We start from the raw sequence: 14,024 nt of genomic DNA on the forward strand, positions 1-14,024 counted from the left end.
GTCTATCATCGGCTTCGTCGTGACGCTCGGGATCCTGATCGTCATCCACGAGTACGGCCACTACAGCGTGGCGCGCGCCTGCGGCGTCAAGGTGCTGCGCTTCTCGATCGGCTTCGGCCGCGTGCTGTGGCGCCACCAGCGCACGCCCGACAGCACCGAATTCGTGCTGTCGGTGCTGCCGCTGGGCGGCTACGTGAAGATGCTCGACGAGCGCGAAGGCCCGGTGGCGCCGGGCGAGCAGTCGCAGGCCTTCAACCGCAAGCCGCTGTGGCAGCGCGCCGCGGTGGTCGCGGCCGGGCCGATCGCCAACCTGCTGCTGGCCGTGCTGTTCTATTCGGCGGCGCACTGGGTCGGCGTGGACGAACCCCGGGCCGTGCTCGCGACGCCGCCGGTCGGCAGCCTCGCCGAGCGCGCCGGGCTGCATGCCGGCGACACCGTGTCGGCCATCTCGCGCGACGGCAGCGAGTGGGACGACGTGCAGTCGATGAACGACCTGAGCTGGCAGCTCACGCAGGCCCTGCTGCGCACCGAGAAGCTGCAGCTGATGGTGGCCGATGCACGCGGGCACGGCTCGCGCGCGGTGACGCTGGACGTCGACACGCTGGACACCTACGACGTGACGCCGCAGACGCTGGACCGCATCGGCGTCAGCGCGCTGAGCGCCGCGGTGCTCGGGCCGTTGACGCCGGGCGGCGCCGGCGACACGGCCGGCCTGCGCCGCGGCGACCGCGTGCTCGACATCGATGGCGTGCCGGTGCCCGACGCCAACCGCATGCTGCAGCTGATCCGCGCCAATGGCGCCGACGGCGAATCGAAGGCCGTGCCGTGGCGGGTGCAGCGCGGCACCCAGGTGCTCACGCTGAGCGTGCGCCCGGCGGTCGCGGTGGATGGCGGGCGCCGCGTCGGCCGCATCGAGGCCGGCATCGCCGCGTCCTACGAGATGGTGACGGTCCGCTACGGACTGTGGGGCGGCATGACGCAGGCGGTGCAGCGCACCTGGGATTCGTCGGTGCTGACGATCAGGATGCTCGGCCGCATGCTGGTCGGCCAGGCCTCGCTGAAGAACCTGAGCGGCCCCATCACGATCGCCGACTACGCCGGCAAGTCGATCCAGCTCGGCCCGGTCTATTTCCTGATGTTCATCGCCGCGGTCAGCGTGAGCCTCGGCGTGCTGAACCTGCTGCCGCTACCGATCCTCGACGGGGGACACCTGATGTATTATCTTTTCGAAGCGGTGACGGGGCAGCCTCTCTCGGACGTGTGGCTTGAGCGGCTGCAGCGGGGCGGGGTGGCGATCATGCTCTTGATGATGTCGCTCGCTCTCTACAACGATGTGGCCCGGCAGTTGGGCCTGCACTGATCACCGAATGCGCAATCCCCTCGTTCTGCAGTTCCTCCCCGTCCACCCCCGTTCCCTGCGTCCCACCGTCCTCAGCATCGCGCTGGCGGCGGCATTGCATGCAGGATCGGCCTGGGCGGTCACCCCCTTCGAGTTGAAAGACATCCGCGTCGAGGGCCTGCAACGGTCGGATGCCGGCACGGTGTTCGCCTCGCTGCCGTTTCGCATCGGCGACACCTACAACGACGAGAAGGGCGCGGCGGCGCTGCGCGCGCTGTTCGCCACCGGCCTGTTCAAGGACGTGCGCATCGAGATCGACGGCAACGTCGTCGTCGTGATCGTCGAGGAGCGCTCGGTCATCGCGAACATCGACTTCGTCGGCCTGCGCGAGTTCGACAAGGACACGCTGACCAAGTCGCTGAAGGATTTCGGCATCGGCGAGGGCCTGCCCTTCGACAAGGCGCTGGCCGACCGCGCCGAGCAGGAGCTCAAGCGCCAGTACCTGACGCGCAGCCTGTACGGCGCCGAGGTCGTGACCACCGTCACCCCGCAGGAACGCAACCGCGTCAACGTGACCTTCACGATCACCGAAGGCTCGGCCGCGCGCATCAGCGAGATCCGCATCCTCGGCAGCCATGCATTCTCCGAAAGCACGCTGCTCGGCCTGTTCGACCTGAACGACGGCGGCTGGCTGAGCTGGTACACCAAGGCCGACCGCTACTCGCGCGCCAAGCTGACGGCCGACCTGGAGACGCTGCGCTCGTACTACCTGAACCGCGGCTACCTGGAGTTCCAGGTCGAGTCGACCCAGGTCGCGATCTCGGCCGACAAGCAGGACATCACGATCACCGTCAACATCAAGGAGGGCCAGCCCTACACGGTGACGGCGGTCAAGCTCGAGGGCGAGTACCTCGGCAAGGAAGAAGACTTCAAGACGCTCGTCAAGGTGAAGCCGGGCGAGGCCTACCGCGCCGAGTCGGTGGCCGAGACGACCAAGGCCTTCACCGAGCGCTTCGGCAGCTTCGGCTACGCCTTCGCCCGCGTCGAGCCGCGCACCGACATCGACCGCGCGACCGGCCAGGTCGTGCTGACGCTGGTGGGCGATCCGCAGCGCCGCGTGTACGTGCGCCGCGTCAACGTCGCCGGCAACAGCCGCACCCGCGACGAGGTGGTGCGCCGCGAGTTCCGGCAGTTCGAATCGTCGTGGTACGACGGGCGCCGCATCAAGCTGTCGCGCGACCGGGTGGACCGGCTGGGCTACTTCAGCGAGGTCAACGTCGAGACGAACGAGGTGCCCGGTTCGCAGGACCAGGTCGACCTGACGCTGACGGTGAAGGAAAAGCCGACCGGCAACCTGATCGTCGGCGCCGGCTTCTCGAGCGCCGACCGGCTGGCGCTGAACGCCTCGATCCGGCAGGACAACGTGTTCGGCTCGGGCAACTACCTCGGCATCGAGCTGAACACCAGCCGCTCGAGCCGCACGCTCGACCTGAGCGCGGTCGACCCGTACTTCACGATCGACGGCATCTCGCGCGCGGTCGACCTGTACTACCGCACCGTCAAGCCGCTGAACAGCCAGGGCGAGGAATACCAGCTGGTGACGCCGGGCGCGTCGATCCGCTTCGGCGTGCCGTTCAGCGAATACGACACGGTGTTCTTCGGCATCGGCATCGAGCGCACCGAGATCCGCGGCGCGAGTTCGCTGCCGAACAACTACTTCCTGTACCGCCTGCGCTATGGCGATGCGAGCACCTCGGTGCCGCTGACGATCGGCTGGTCGCGCGACCTGCGCGACAGCGCGCTGGTGCCCAACGACGGCAGCTTCAAGCGCGTCAACATCGAGTGGGGGGCGGCCGGCGACACGCGCTACGTCCGCAGCAACCTGCAGTACCAGCAGTACATCCCGATCACGAAGAAGTACACCCTGGCGTTCAACTCCGAGCTCGGCTGGGGCCGGGGCCTGAACGGCCAGCGCTACCCGATCTTCAAGAACTTCTACGGCGGCGGTCTCGGCACGGTGCGCGCGTTCGACCAGGGCTCGCTCGGGCCGGTCGACGTGGTCGGCTCGTACAGYGGCGGCCCGAAGCGGCTGAACATCAACAGCGAGCTGTACCTGCCGGTGCCGGGCTCGGGCAACGACCGCACGCTGCGCATCTTCGGCTACGTCGATGCCGGCAACGTGTGGGGCGAGAACGAGACGCCCACGTGGGAGAGCATGCGGGCGTCGGCCGGCATCGGGCTGAGCTGGGTGTCGCCGGTGGGCCCGCTGAAGCTCAGCTACGGCGAACCCATCCGCTACAAGTCAACAGATAGAATTCAACGTTTGCAATTCCAGATCGGGACCGCGTTCTAATGAATAGCTCAAGATTGAAGTCCCTGCATCTCGTGCTGGCCGCCGCGACGCTGGCGTTCGCAGCCCTGGGTGTGCAGGCGCAGGAATTGAAGATCGGCTATGTGAGCCTCGACAAGGTGCTGCGCGATGCGGTGCCGGCGAAGGCGGCGCAGACCAAGCTGGAAGCCGAGTTCTCGAAACGCGAGAAAGACCTGAACGAGTTCGGCACGCGCCTGAAGGCGGCCGGCGACAAGCTCGAGAAAGACCAGCCGACGCTGGCCGAATCCGAGAAGACCCGCCGCCAGCGCGACCTGATCGACCAGGACCGCGAGTTCCAGCGCAAGCGCCGCGAGTTCCAGGAGGACCTGAACCAGCGCAAGAACGAGGAACTGGCCTCGGTGGTGGAGCGGGCCAACAAGGTCATCAAGCAGATCTACGAGACCGACAAATACGACCTGATCCTGCAGGATGTCGTCTTTGCCAGCCCGCGCATCGACATCACCGACAAGGTGATCAAGGCGCTGAACGCCCAGCAAGGCGGCAAGTGAGCCGTGGATGCGGTTCAACTCGGTGACATCGCCGCCCAGCTCGGCGGCGAACTGATCGGCAGCGCCGCGCTGCCCATCGACCGGATCGGCCCGCTCGAGGGCGCCACGCCGGGCACGATCTCCTTTCTCTCGAATCCCCGCTATGCCGCGCAGCTGGAGGCCAGCGCCGCCGGCTGCGTGATCGTCGCGCCGGCGATGCGCGACGCCGCGGTCGCCCGCGGTGCGGCCCTGGTCTGCGACGACCCCTACCTGGCCTTCGCGAAGCTCACGCAGTGGTGGGCGGCGCGCACGCGCCCGGCGGTGCCGGCCGGCGTGCACCCGAGTGCCGTCGTCGAGGCGGGCGCCGTGATCGACGCCGGCGCGAGCATCGGCGCATTCGTGCTGGTCGAGGCCGGTGCGCGCATCGGCGCCGGCGCAGTCATCGGGGCGCACTGCGTGATCGGCCGGGGTGCGAGCGTCGGTGCCGGCACGCGTCTCGCGCCGCGCGTCACGCTGCTGGCCGATTGCCACATCGGCGAGCGCGGCATCGTGCACAGCGGTGCCGTGATCGGTGCCGACGGTTTCGGTTTCGCGCCGACCCAGGGGCGCTACGAGAAGATCGAGCAGCTGGGCGGCGTGCGCATCGGCAACGACGTCGAGATCGGCGCCAACACCTGCATCGACCGCGGCGCGCTGGCCGACACCGTCATCGAAGACGGCGCCAAGCTCGACAACCTGATCCAGGTGGCCCACAACGTGCGCATCGGCCGCAACACCGCGATCGCCGGCTGCGTCGGCATTGCCGGCAGCACGACGATCGGCGCCAACTGCACGATCGGCGGCGCCGGCATGATCCTCGGCCACCTGAAGCTGGGCGACCGGGTCAACATCTCCGCGGCGAGCGTCGTCACGCGTTCGATCCTGCAGCCCGGAACCTACAGCGGCGTGTTCCCCATCGACGACAATGCGTCCTGGGAAAAGAACGCCGCGACCTTGCGCAACCTGCACGGCCTGCGCGAGCGTCTGCGTGCCCTTGAAAAGAAGATTGCATGACCATGGACACGATGGATATCCACCAGATCCTCAAGAAGCTGCCGCACCGCTATCCGATCCTGCTGGTCGATCGCGTGCTGGAGATGGAGAAGGGCGTGCGCATCAAGGCGCTGAAGAACGTCACGATCAACGAGCCGTTCTTCACCGGCCACTTCCCGCACCGCCCGGTGATGCCGGGCGTGCTGATGCTCGAAGCGCTGGCCCAGGCGGCGGCGCTGCTGTCGTTCGAGACGACCGGCGATACGCCGGACAGCGACACCGTCTACTACTTCGTCGGCATCGACGGTGCGCGTTTCAAGCGGCCGGTGGAGCCGGGCGACCAGCTGATCCTCGACGTGGCGGTCGACCGCGTGAAGGCCGGCATCTACAAGTACAAGGCGCGTGCATCGGTCGATGGCGAGCTGGCCGTCGAGGCCGAGCTGATGTGCACGATGCGCAAGGTCAGCTGATCCGGGGAGCGCAACGATGGCCACCATCCATCCCACCGCCGTGATCGCCCCGGGCGCCCAGCTGGGGGCCACGGTCAGCATCGGTCCCTACGCGGTGATCGGCGAGCATGTGCGCATCGACGAAGGCACCACGATCGGCCCGCATGCGGTGATCGACGGCCACACGACGATCGGGCGCGACAACCGGATCTTCCAGTTCGTGTCGCTCGGCGCRGTGCCGCAGGACAAGAAGTACGCCGGCGAGCCGACGCAGCTTCACATCGGCGACCGCAACACGATCCGCGAGTTCTGCACCTTCAACACCGGCACCTCGCAGGACGTCGGCATCACGCGCGTCGGCAACGACAACTGGATCATGGCCTACGTGCACCTGGCGCACGACGTGCAGCTGGGCAACCACACGGTGCTGGCCAACAACGCGACGCTGGCGGGCCATGTGCATGTCGGCGACTGGGTGACGATCGGCGGGCTGTCGGGCGTGCACCAGTTCGTGAAGATCGGCGCCTATGCGTTCGTCGGCTTCTCCAGCGCGATCTCGCAGGACGTGCCGCCGTACATGATGGTCGACGGCAACCCGCTCGCGGTGCGCGGCTTCAATGTCGAGGGCCTGCGGCGGCGCGGTTTCAGTGCCGAGCGCATTGCGGCGGTCAAGCAGATGCACCGCAGCCTGTACCGCAGCGGCCGCACGCTGCAGGAGGCGCGCGACGAGATCGCCGCGCTGGGCACGTCGGTGCCCGAGGCCGCGGCCGACGCTGCGATGATGACCGACTTCCTTGCCGGCGTGACCCGCGGCATCGCACGCTAGCCCCTGATGACGCATCCCGGCTCACCACGGCTGGCCCTGGTGGCCGGCGAAGCCTCCGGCGACCTGCTCGCCGGCCTGTTGCTGGGCGGCCTGAAGGCGCGCTGGCCCCTGATGCATGCGGCCGGCATCGGCGGGCCGAACATGGCCGCGCAGGGTTTCGAGGCCTGGTGGCCGCATGACAAGCTCGCGGTGCGCGGGTATGTCGAGGTGCTGCGCCACTACCGCGAGATCTCCGGCATCCGCGAGAAGCTGGCCCGCCGCCTGATGCACGAGCCGCCCGACGCCTTCATCGGCGTCGACGCGCCCGACTTCAACCTCGGGCTCGAGGCGCGGCTGAAGACGCTCGGCATCAAGAGCATCCATTTCGTCAGCCCGTCGATCTGGGCGTGGCGGGGCGATCGCATCGACAAGATCCGCGCCGCGGTCGACCACGTGCTGTGCATCTTCCCGTTCGAGCCGGAGATCTACAAGCGCCACGGCATTGCGGCGACCTATGTCGGCCATCCGCTGGCGGATGCGATTCCGCTCGAGGTGCCGCGCGAAGCGGCGCGCCGCGCGCTGGGCATCGGCAGCGGTGAAACGGTCGTTGCGCTGCTGCCCGGCAGCCGGCGCTCCGAGGTCGAGTACATCGCGCCGCGCCTGCTGGCCGCGGCGGCGTTGATGAAGCGGYAGCGGCCGCAGTTGCGCTTCCTGCTGCCGGTGGTGCCGGGGCTGCGCTCGCTGGTCGAGCCGATGGTGGTCGAGCATGCGGGCGGGGTGGGCGTCGAGCTGCTCGACGGCCGCTCGCACGAGGTGCTGGCCGCCTGCGACGTCACGCTGATCGCGAGCGGCACGGCGACGCTCGAGGCGGCGCTCTTCAAGCGGCCGATGGTCATCACCTACGCGATGAACTGGCTGAGCTGGCAGATGATGAAGCGCATGGGCTACCAGCCGTGGGTCGGTTTGCCGAACATCCTGCTCGGGGAATTCGCGGTGCCCGAGCTCTTGCAGGACGACGCGACGCCGCAGAAACTCGCGGCTGCGGGCCTGGCCTGGCTCGACAAGCCGGAAGAGTCCGCGGCCATTGCCCGGCGTTTCACCGAACTGCACCACCGACTGCGCTGCAACACTGCCCTGGCTGCCACCGATGCGATCGAGAAAGTCCTCCGGTTCTGAACAGTTCGGCCTGCGCTTCGACGCGATCGGCCTGGTGGCGGGCGTGGACGAAGCCGGCCGCGGCCCGTTGGCCGGCCCGGTGGTCGCCGCGGCGGTGATCCTCGACGACCAGCGCCCGATCAAGGGGCTGGATGATTCGAAGAAGTTGTCGGCCGCGGTGCGTGCGCGGCTGTACGACGAGATCCGCGAGCGGGCCTTGTGCTGCGCGGTGGCCGAGGCGAGCGTCGAGGAGATCGACACGCTGAACATCCTGCAGGCGACGATGCTGGCGATGCGCCGCGCCGTCGAGGGCTTGCGGCTGGTGCCGGTCAAGGTGCTGGTCGATGGCAACCGCCTGCCGGTGCTGAAGATGGCGGCCGAAGCCATCGTGCAGGGCGATGCGCTGGTGCAGTCGATCTCGGCGGCGTCGATCCTCGCGAAGGTGCACCGCGACCGCTTGTGCCTCACGTTGCACGAGCAGCACCCGCAGTACGGCTTCGACGAGCACAAGGGCTACGGCACGCCGATGCACCTGGCCGCGCTGAAGCAGCACGGCGCCTGCGTGCACCACCGCCGCTCGTTCGCGCCGGTGCGCGAAGCGCTGGTACCGTTGGGCGCGCCGGTGTCCGTGGTGTTTGCGGTGCCGGCCGAATGATGGCTGCCGAGTGATGGCCGCAGCGATCAAGGCGATCAGTTCGCGCGACAACCCGTTGCTGGTGCGGCTGCGCAAGCTGGCGGCCGATCCGGGTGGCTACCGCAAGCACGGCGAGGTGCTGCTGGAAGGCGATCACCTGGCTGCGGCGCTGCTGCAGCGGGGCGGGCTGCCGTCGCAGGCGGTGATCACCGAAGCGGGCTGGCAGGTACCGGCGCTGCGGGCGCTGGCCGAGCGCGCACCGCAGGTGGCCGTGGTGCCGGCGGCGCTGATGGCCGGCATCGGCACGCTCGAGTCGGCGGCTCCGATCGTGTTCGTGCTGCCGTGGACGGGCGGTGCGTCGCTGCAAGCCGATGCGCCGAGCGTCGTGCTCGATCGACTGCAGGATGCAGGCAACGTCGGTGCGGTGCTGCGCAGCGCGGCGGCCTTCGGCTTTACTCAGGTGATCGCGCTGAAGGGCACGGCGGCGCTGTGGTCGCCGAAGGTGCTGCGCGCCGGCATGGGTGCGCATTTCGCACTGAGCCTGGTCGAGGGCATTGAAGCCGATGCACTTGCGGCGTTGACCGTCCCCTTGCTGGCCACCAGCTCGCACACCCCCCACGAGATTCACCGCGCGACGTTGCCGTGGCCCTGCGCCTGGGTACTGGGTCACGAAGGGCAGGGCGTGTCGGCTGCGCTGATGGCGCGTTGCGCGCAGGCCTTGCGCATTCCGCAGCCAGGCGGCGAGGAGTCGCTGAACGTCGCTGCCGCCGCGGCGGTGTGTCTCTACGAGTCTGCGCGGCAGAGAATCTGAAACAGAGCGGCAAGGCACGCGAACGCACGCATGCTCGTCGGTCACTTCAATCTTTTCCCCCAACAAGAGCGGCTGGTTCTGCGCGGCGGGTGGCGGGACGGGCTGGGGGCGACTTCTGGGGCGACGGAGAAGCTCGGTTTCGGGGGTGGCGCGCGCCAGCGCGCTTCGTAGACATACTCATCGGCTGTGTTTGACCACAACGAACGAAGTGAGTGGCGGGAGTTTGCCGATGCACCCCCGAAGCCGAGCTTCTTCGTGCAGTCGGCCCGCCAGGGCCGACCGCCCCAGCCGAGCCCCCAGCCCSTCCSGCCACCCGCCGCGCCGCACAAAGAGCGCTCAGTACATCAACCGATCTGGCCGAATATCCCGAAGAATCGTCGTCGCGATCTCCTCGATCGACTTGTGCGTCGACGAGAGCCACGCGATGCTCTCGCGCCGCATCATCGCCTCGGCCTCCGACACCTCGTGCCGGCAGTTCTCGATGCTGGAATACGGGCTGTTGGGCCGCCGCTCATGGCGGATCTCGGCCAGCCGCTCCGGCGCAATGGTCAACCCGAAGCACTTGCGCCGGTGCGGCGCCAACCCCGCCGGCAGCACGCGGCGGTCGAAGTCTTCCGGGATCAGTGGGTAATTGGCCGCCTTGATGCCATGTTGCATCGCCAGGTACAGCGAGGTCGGCGTCTTGCCGCTGCGGCTCACGCCGACCAGGATCACGTCGGCCTCGGCCAGGTTCTTCGACGATTGCCCGTCGTCGTGCGCCAGCGAGAAGTTGATCGCCTCGATGCGGTCGGTGTACTCCTGGCTCTTCGAGATGTCCGGGAAGCGGCCGACCCGGTGGTTCGAGGTCATCTCGAACTCGGCCTCCAGCGGTTCGATGAAGGTGTTGAACATGTCCAGCACCATGCCGCGGCTGTTCGCCTTCAGGATGTTCAGGATCTCGCGGTTCACCAGCGTCACGAACACGATCGGCCGGCGGCCCTCGACGTCGAACGAATGGTTGATCTCGCGCACCACCTGGTGCACCTTGTCCTCGGAGTCGACGAACGGGCGCCGCACGTGCCGCGGCTTGATCGCGAACTGGGCCAGGATCGAGTTGCCGAAGGTCTCGGCCGTGATCCCGGTGCCGTCGGAGACGAAGTAGACAGTGCGATTGGCCATGTGAACAGGGGGGCGTTGAGGCATCGATGATAGGCAGGAAGGCCCGTAAAATCGCCCCCAACCTTCCAAATCGCCCCCCTAACGCCCAACGGTCCATGTCACCACTCGAACAATTCAAGCGCTGGGCCGCGCGTCGCCTGCTGGAGCCCTCGGAGCATTGCTCGGGTTCGCGGTTCGGGCGGGAAGCACCGGTTTCTCAACATCACGGAGCTTTCCCAYGTCACTTCCGAACCTGGCGACCGCCCTGGTCGCACCGTTTGAACATCTGAGAATGACCGACGTCGAGGCGGTCGGCGGCAAGAACGCCTCCCTCGGCGAAATGATCAGCCAGCTGGCGGCCTCGGGCGTGCGGGTGCCCGGCGGCTTTGCCACCACGGCCCACGCCTTCCGACAGTTTCTCGCGCACAACGGCCTGGCCGCGCGCATCCAGGATCGACTTTCCACCCTCAACACCGATGACGTGAAGGCGCTGGCCGAGGCCGGCGCGCAGATCCGTGCCTGGATCGAGGCCACGCCGTTCCCGCCCGAGCTGGAGACCGCCATCCGCGCCGAATTCGCGCGGCTGACGGCCGACCACCCGGGCGCGTCGTTCGCCGTGCGCTCGTCGGCCACCGCCGAAGACCTGCCCGACGCCAGCTTCGCCGGCCAGCAGGAGACCTTCCTCAACGTGATCGGCATCGACGAGGTGCTGCACAAGATGAAGGAGGTCTTCGCGAGCCTCTACAACGACCGCGCCATCAGCTACCGCGTGCACAAGGGCTTCGCGCACGGCGACGTGGCGCTGTCGGCCGGCGTGCAGCGCATGGTGCGCTCCGACCTCGGCGCCGCCGGCGTGATGTTCACGATCGACACCGAGAGCGGCTTCACCGACGTCGTCTTCATCACCTCCAGCTACGGCCTGGGCGAGACGGTGGTGCAGGGCGCCGTCAACCCGGACGAGTTCTACGTGCACAAGCCGGCGCTGCGCAACGGCAAGCAGGCCATCATCCGCCGCAACCTCGGCTCCAAGCTGATCAAGATGGAGTTCGCGACGCCCGCCGAGAAGGCCGCGTCGGGCAAGCTCGTGAAGACGGTCGACACCGCCACCGAGCTGCGCAACCGCTATTCGCTGAGCGACGCCGACGTGGCCGAGCTGGCCGGCTACGCGCTGACCATCGAGCAGCACTACGCCCGCCCGATGGACATCGAGTGGGGCAAGGACGGCGCCGACGGCAAGCTCTACATCCTGCAGGCCCGCCCCGAGACGGTGAAGAGCCAGTCGGCCGGCAAGGCCGAGCAGCGCTACAAGCTGAAGGGCAGCGGCACGGTGCTCGCCGAAGGCCGCGCGATCGGCCAGAAGATCGGCACCGGCCCGGTGCGCATCGTGCACAGCCTGGCCGACATGGACACCGTGCAGGCCGGCGACGTGCTCGTCACCGACATGACCGACCCGAACTGGGAGCCGGTGATGAAGCGCGCCAGCGCGATCGTCACGAACCGCGGCGGGCGCACCTGCCACGCGGCGATCATCGCGCGCGAGCTGGGCATCCCGGCGGTGGTCGGCTGCGGCGACGCGACCGAGACGCTGAAGGAAGGCGCGCTCGTCACCGTGGCCTGCTCCGAAGGCGACACCGGCTACATCTACGAGGGCCTGCTCGACACCGAGATCAGCGAAGTGCAGCGTGGCGAGCTCCCGTACTGCCCGATCAAGATCATGATGAACGTCGGCAACCCGCAGCTGGCGTTCGATTTCGCGCAGATGCCCAACAGCGGCGTCGGCCTCGCGCGGCTCGAGTTCATCATCAACAACAACATCGGCGTGCACCCGAAGGCGATCCTCGACTACCCGAACATCGACCTCGACCTGAAGAAGGCGGTCGAGTCGGTGGCGCGCGGGCATGCCTCGCCGCGCGCGTTCTACGTCGACAAGCTGGTCGAGGGCGTGGCCACCATCGCGGCCGCGTTCTGGCCGAAGCCGGTGATCGTGCGGCTCAGCGACTTCAAGAGCAACGAGTACCGCAAGCTGATCGGCGGCTCGCGCTACGAGCCCGAGGAAGAGAACCCGATGCTCGGCTTCCGCGGCGCGTCGCGCTACGTCAGCGAGAGCTTCGGCGAGGCCTTCGCGATGGAGTGCGAGGCCCTGAAGCGCGTGCGCAGCGACATGGGGCTCGACAACGTCGAGATCATGGTGCCGTTCGTGCGCACCGTCGGGCAGGCGAAGCGGGTCGTCGAGATGCTGGCCGAGCACGGGCTCAAGCGGGCCTCGGCGGGTGGGCAGGACGGGCTGCGCATCATCATGATGTGCGAGGTGCCGAGCAACGCGATCCTCGCCGAGCAGTTCCTCGAGCACTTCGACGGCATGTCGATCGGCTCGAACGACCTGACGCAGCTCACGCTGGGCCTGGACCGCGATTCGGGCATGGAGTTGCTGGCGCGCGACTTCGACGAGCGTGATCCGGCCGTGAAGGCGATGATCTCGCGCGCGATCGCGGCCTGCCGCGCGGTCGGCAAGTACATCGGCATCTGCGGCCAGGGGCCGAGCGACCACCCCGACTTCGCCGACTGGCTGGCGCAGGAGGGGATCGTGTCGATCTCGCTGAACCCGGACACCGTCGTCGAGACCTGGCAGCGCCTGGCCAAACGCTGAGCGTGATGTGACGCCGGCCGAACCCACCGCCTACTGGCGCCGCAACCGGCGCCTCGTCGCCGGCCTGCTGGCCGTGTGGTTCGTGGTCGGCTTCGGCGTCGCGTGGTTCGCGCGCGACCTGGGCTTCGGCTTCTTCGGCTGGCCGTTCAGCTTCTGGGTCGGCGCGCAGGGCGCCTTGCTGGTGTTCCTCGCGGTCATCGGCGTCTACGCGTGGGTGATGAACCGGATGGACGCGGCGCAGCCGGGCGCCGACCATCCCGGCCATGAGTGACTCCGGCGAGCAGCGCCGCTTTCTTCGCCGGCTCCACAAGGTCTACGGGCTCTACACCGTGGGCCTGCTGGCGTTCATCGCGGCACTCGCCGCCGCCGAGCAGGCCGGGCTGCCCAAGCGCTGGATCGGCGTCACCTTCCTGCTGGCCACCGTCGCGCTGTACGCCTGCATCGGCATCATCTGCCGCACCACCGACGCGAACGAGTACTACGTGGCCGGGCGGCGCGTGCCGGCGGTCTACAACGGCATGGCGACCGCGRCCGACTGGATGTCAGCCGCGTCCTTCATCAGCCTGGCCGGCACCATGTACCTGCAAGGCTACGGCGGTCTCGCGTTCATCATGGGCTGGACCGGCGGCTTCTGCCTGGTGGCGCTGCTGCTGGCGCCGTACCTGCGCAAGTTCGGCGAGTTCACGATTCCCGATTTCCTCGGTGCGCGCTACGGCGGCCATGCGCCGCGGCTGATCGGCGCGGCCGCGGCCATCCTCTGCTCGTTCACCTACGTGGTGGCGCAGATCTACGGCGTCGGGCTGATCACCACGCGGCTGACCGGCGTGGCCTTCGAGGTCGGCATCTTCCTCGGGCTGGGCGGCGTGCTGGTGTGCTCGTTCCTCGGCGGCATGCGCGCGATCACCTGGACGCAGGTCGCGCAGTACATCGTGCTGCTGGTGGCCTACCTGGTGCCGGTGGTGTGGCTGTCGGTCAAGCAGACCGGCGTGCCGGTGCCGCAGGCGATCTACGGCGCGCAGCTGCAGAAGCTGAGCGAGCGCGAGAAGGCGCTGGCGCAGGATCCGCGCGAGCTGGAGGTGATCGCGCTGTACAAGGCGCGTGCCGAGGGCGATGCGATGCGGCTGCGCGACGTGGCCGGCTCGGGCGCTGGAGCGCG

General features: G+C 68.3%; 13 protein-coding genes. 12 read left to right on the forward strand and 1 reads right to left on the reverse strand.

Features of this window, described 5'->3' with window-relative positions; translation table 11 throughout:
* From rseP to AC1DXV_RS22755, 9 genes are all read left to right on the forward strand, one after another.
* Window positions 1-1,360: RIP metalloprotease RseP (gene rseP, locus AC1DXV_RS22715; protein ID WP_477935652.1), on the forward strand; the 1,360-nt coding region annotated here is incomplete at its 5' end.
* Between the two features lie 7 nt (window positions 1,361-1,367).
* Window positions 1,368-3,692 (forward strand): outer membrane protein assembly factor BamA, encoded by a 2,325-nt coding sequence (bamA, locus tag AC1DXV_RS22720; protein WP_477935654.1) that lies wholly within the window; start codon window positions 1,368-1,370, stop codon window positions 3,690-3,692.
* The gene (locus tag AC1DXV_RS22725; protein WP_465112323.1) at window positions 3,692-4,219 is read left to right on the forward strand and encodes an OmpH/Skp family outer membrane protein; all 528 of its coding nucleotides are present in this window, start codon (window positions 3,692-3,694) and stop codon (window positions 4,217-4,219) included. The genes bamA and AC1DXV_RS22725 overlap by 1 nt, the downstream gene beginning before the upstream one ends.
* Window positions 4,220-4,222: 3 nt before the next feature.
* Window positions 4,223-5,251 (forward strand): UDP-3-O-(3-hydroxymyristoyl)glucosamine N-acyltransferase, encoded by a 1,029-nt coding sequence (gene lpxD / locus AC1DXV_RS22730; RefSeq protein WP_477935662.1) that lies wholly within the window; start codon window positions 4,223-4,225, stop codon window positions 5,249-5,251.
* 2 nt (window positions 5,252-5,253) lie between these two features.
* Window positions 5,254-5,700, forward strand: a complete 447-nt coding sequence (gene fabZ, locus AC1DXV_RS22735; RefSeq protein WP_465112380.1) for a 3-hydroxyacyl-ACP dehydratase FabZ — start codon at window positions 5,254-5,256, stop codon at window positions 5,698-5,700.
* 16 nt (window positions 5,701-5,716) lie between these two features.
* Window positions 5,717-6,505 (forward strand): acyl-ACP--UDP-N-acetylglucosamine O-acyltransferase, encoded by a 789-nt coding sequence (gene lpxA, locus AC1DXV_RS22740; protein WP_477873671.1) that lies wholly within the window; start codon window positions 5,717-5,719, stop codon window positions 6,503-6,505.
* Window positions 6,506-6,511: 6 nt separating this feature from the next.
* Window positions 6,512-7,660, forward strand: coding sequence for a lipid-A-disaccharide synthase (lpxB, locus tag AC1DXV_RS22745; protein WP_477935664.1), 1,149 nt, complete (start codon window positions 6,512-6,514; stop codon window positions 7,658-7,660).
* Window positions 7,632-8,294 (forward strand): ribonuclease HII, encoded by a 663-nt coding sequence (rnhB, locus tag AC1DXV_RS22750; RefSeq protein ID WP_477873532.1) that lies wholly within the window; start codon window positions 7,632-7,634, stop codon window positions 8,292-8,294. Before lpxB ends, rnhB begins: the two co-directional genes overlap by 29 nt.
* Before the next feature lie 13 nt (window positions 8,295-8,307).
* Window positions 8,308-9,084 carry a TrmH family RNA methyltransferase gene (locus tag AC1DXV_RS22755; RefSeq protein ID WP_477873533.1) on the forward strand — a complete coding sequence of 259 codons (777 nt, stop codon included), beginning with the start codon at window positions 8,308-8,310 and terminating at the stop codon, window positions 9,082-9,084.
* Window positions 9,085-9,420: 336 nt separating this feature from the next.
* On the opposite strand, the gene ppsR is transcribed toward AC1DXV_RS22755, so the two are convergent.
* Window positions 9,421-10,242 carry a posphoenolpyruvate synthetase regulatory kinase/phosphorylase PpsR gene (gene ppsR / locus AC1DXV_RS22760; RefSeq protein ID WP_477935666.1) on the reverse strand — a complete coding sequence of 274 codons (822 nt, stop codon included), beginning with the start codon at window positions 10,240-10,242 and terminating at the stop codon, window positions 9,421-9,423.
* A gap of 232 nt (window positions 10,243-10,474) precedes the next feature.
* On the opposite strand from ppsR, the gene ppsA reads away from it, so the two are divergent.
* From ppsA to AC1DXV_RS22775, 3 genes are all read left to right on the forward strand, one after another.
* On the forward strand, window positions 10,475-12,868 hold the full coding sequence (ppsA, locus tag AC1DXV_RS22765) for a phosphoenolpyruvate synthase (protein ID WP_477935670.1): 2,394 nt from the start codon (window positions 10,475-10,477) through the stop codon (window positions 12,866-12,868).
* Between the two features lie 7 nt (window positions 12,869-12,875).
* Window positions 12,876-13,139: a DUF4212 domain-containing protein gene (locus AC1DXV_RS22770; RefSeq protein ID WP_477868875.1), complete on the forward strand. Its 264-nt coding sequence runs from the start codon at window positions 12,876-12,878 to the stop codon at window positions 13,137-13,139.
* The coding region (locus AC1DXV_RS22775) for a VC_2705 family sodium/solute symporter (protein ID WP_477935668.1) at window positions 13,132-14,024 on the forward strand (893 nt) is incomplete at its 3' end. The genes AC1DXV_RS22770 and AC1DXV_RS22775, both read left to right, overlap by 8 nt.

This window comes from Rhizobacter sp. P3_C12, assembly GCF_056402735.1.

Coding starts and splice junctions, on each gene's coding strand:
- AC1DXV_RS22725 (WP_465112323.1), top strand. CDS start 3,692: ATGAATAGCTCAAGATTGAAGTCCCTGCATCTCGTGCTGGCCGCCGCG.
- fabZ (WP_465112380.1), top strand. CDS start 5,254: ATGGACACGATGGATATCCACCAGATCCTCAAGAAGCTGCCGCACCGC.
- rnhB (WP_477873532.1), top strand. CDS start 7,632: ATGCGATCGAGAAAGTCCTCCGGTTCTGAACAGTTCGGCCTGCGCTTC.
- AC1DXV_RS22755 (WP_477873533.1), top strand. CDS start 8,308: ATGGCCGCAGCGATCAAGGCGATCAGTTCGCGCGACAACCCGTTGCTG.
- ppsR (WP_477935666.1), bottom strand. CDS start 10,242: ATGGCCAATCGCACTGTCTACTTCGTCTCCGACGGCACCGGGATCACG.